This window comes from Carnobacterium sp. (assembly GCF_032094055.1).
Taxonomy (GTDB): Bacteria; Bacillota; Bacilli; order Lactobacillales; family Carnobacteriaceae; genus Carnobacterium_A.
Genome location: NZ_DAMDAK010000012.1, coordinates 38,081 through 40,259 on the forward strand (window position 1 = coordinate 38,081; position 2,179 = coordinate 40,259).

Sequence of the window (2,179 nt, forward strand, 5' to 3'; positions counted from 1 at the left end):
AAAGCTCTCGTTTTCTAGCAATTGGGGTTTGTGCAGCAGTACTAGTAGGGTGCTCCACAAATGAAGAGCATACAGCGGATACATCTGTTACTGAATCAAAAGACATGCAAAGCATAGATACGACGACCAGCAGTGAAAGTAGTTCAGTTACTTCTGAAGCTATCAATAGCTCTGATAGCAAATTAAGCGACTCTCAAAATAGTACTGTTTCTGAAAGCGAAGTTACTAATGATTCAGCAGAACAAGAAGAAAGTAATGAACTGACTACAGAGGAAGCATCTAAAAAAGTGCTTGATTATTTAAAAGAACAAAAAGGGTATGAACTGGAAGGAATCAGCGTTCGTGTTGAAGAAGAGAAAGAAGAAGGGAAATATACCGTCCAAGCATTTAGCCTATCGGCTCCCGGAGACAATGGCGAACAAGCTACGGCTACTATTGGTTGGTATTTAGTCGATAAAGTTACTGGTGAAGTAGAGGAAGAATCAATCTAATTCTGAACAATAGAATATTAAAATCAAGACGCTTAATCAGCAAGAATAAAAATAAACATGGTTACAATAAATACAAATGATAACGTAAACCAAAAAGTGTTTTTTGTATAAGCTCTTTCATACTTTATTTTTTCTATGATAGCGATCAAATTTAAACAAAAGACGATACCCCAAATTGGGATAGTGAGAATTCCTATAGAGACAAAAAACGAAAAAAACATACGAACTACCTCCTGACAGATGGTTCGATTGTAACATAAATTTATTTTTGTGTAAGAAAACAATTAGCTCTATTATATAGAGACAAAAAGGGAGGAACTAACTATGAAATTTGAACCAACTGAAGGGTTAACTGAACAATATAATGAACAGCTTTTCTCAATTGACAAAAAAATTTGCGAGTTATTAAATCAACGTAAAGAAATTTCAAAAAGAAATTCAATTTTGCCATCTGATAAGATAATTTCTAGATTAGCAGATGAATACGGTTTTCAAGAAGAATATTTACAGGTACTTTTTGCAACAATGGAAATAGAGAATAAGTTTGAACCAACTGTTGTGCCTGTTGAATTTAGAAAATATTTACCTATACTTAAATCTGTTGAACATGCAGGAATGATGTATACAGTGTCTTTTATTCGGCAATATGCTAATGCTAGTATGGTGTATTTGTATTTAGATTGGGATGAACCGAATAAAGATACTTTTGATAATAGCCGTAGCCCTGATTTTTTTGACTTATCTATTAATGATACATACGTTTGCCATTCAGATGGAGGCGGTGGGATACCTGGGCATATGAGTTATAGTTACGTCGTTTCACCTGCTTTGCCGGATGATATTACGGGAATTGAATTGCTCTTCAAAGAGACTGGAGGATCCTTTACAGAGAGTCCAACAGTAAATGGTTTTGAATTTTCAATTGAATTAGGATGAAAAAACAACCCGTCACTCTATACAGAATGACGGGTTGTTTATGAGATTTAAAGGTCGTTTAAATAATCTAAAGCATAATTGACATGTAATTCAGTAGCAATAGCCAAGCCGCGCTCATCGATATCAAAGTTCTCATGATGATGGCCGTACCACGTATCTGGATCCTCAGGATTTTTCGTACCGACACGTGCATAAACTCCTTCAGCAACGGCTAAAAAGTCAGCAAAGTCATCTGCTCCTAAGCTTTTTTCGTTGTCTCTGATGACATTTTCTTCGCCGACCATTTCAGCACCAAGGCGAGCGGCACGATTTGTGGCAGTGGGATGATTGATCAGCGGAGCAGCCGCATCATAATTTTTAAATTCAATCGTTGTGCGATGCGCTTTTGCCACGTCACGTGCAATACGTTCAACAGCTTCTAATACAAATTGGCGTGTTTCATGGCTAAATGTCCGAACCGTACCTTCCAGTGTGGCTTCATTTGCAATGATATTGTAGCGTGTTCCAGCTTTTAAAACGCCGACAGCTACCACGACATTATCCAATGGACTGACTTCACGCCCGACAATACTTTGCAATTCAACGGTAATCGCTGCAGCCGTTAATAAAGCATCACGTCCTAAATCTGGCCGTGCAGCATGTCCGCTTTCACCATGGACGGTGATTGAAAAGATATCACAAGAAGCATTGGTTCGACCGGCTGTAGCTACGATTTTGCCGGTTTCGACGGATGAATCCAAATGAAGACCAAA

Annotated in this window: 2 protein-coding genes and 1 pseudogene; 2 read left to right on the forward strand and 1 reads right to left on the reverse strand. The window is 37.9% G+C overall.

The genetic code is table 11. The features are described 5' to 3' along the window. Both RT405_RS03375 and RT405_RS03380 read left to right on the forward strand, forming a co-directional pair. Positions 1–491: pseudogene (locus RT405_RS03375) on the forward strand (hypothetical protein); the annotation flags it as partial. A 324-nt stretch (positions 492–815) separates the two neighbouring features. Next, on the forward strand, positions 816–1,427 hold the full coding sequence (locus tag RT405_RS03380; RefSeq protein ID WP_313467553.1) for a hypothetical protein: 612 nt from the start codon (positions 816–818) through the stop codon (positions 1,425–1,427). Between the two features lie 47 nt (positions 1,428–1,474). Here RT405_RS03380 and RT405_RS03385 read toward each other — a convergent pair. Further along, on the reverse strand, positions 1,475–2,179 hold a 705-nt coding region (locus tag RT405_RS03385), incomplete at its 5' end, for an amidohydrolase (RefSeq protein WP_313467555.1).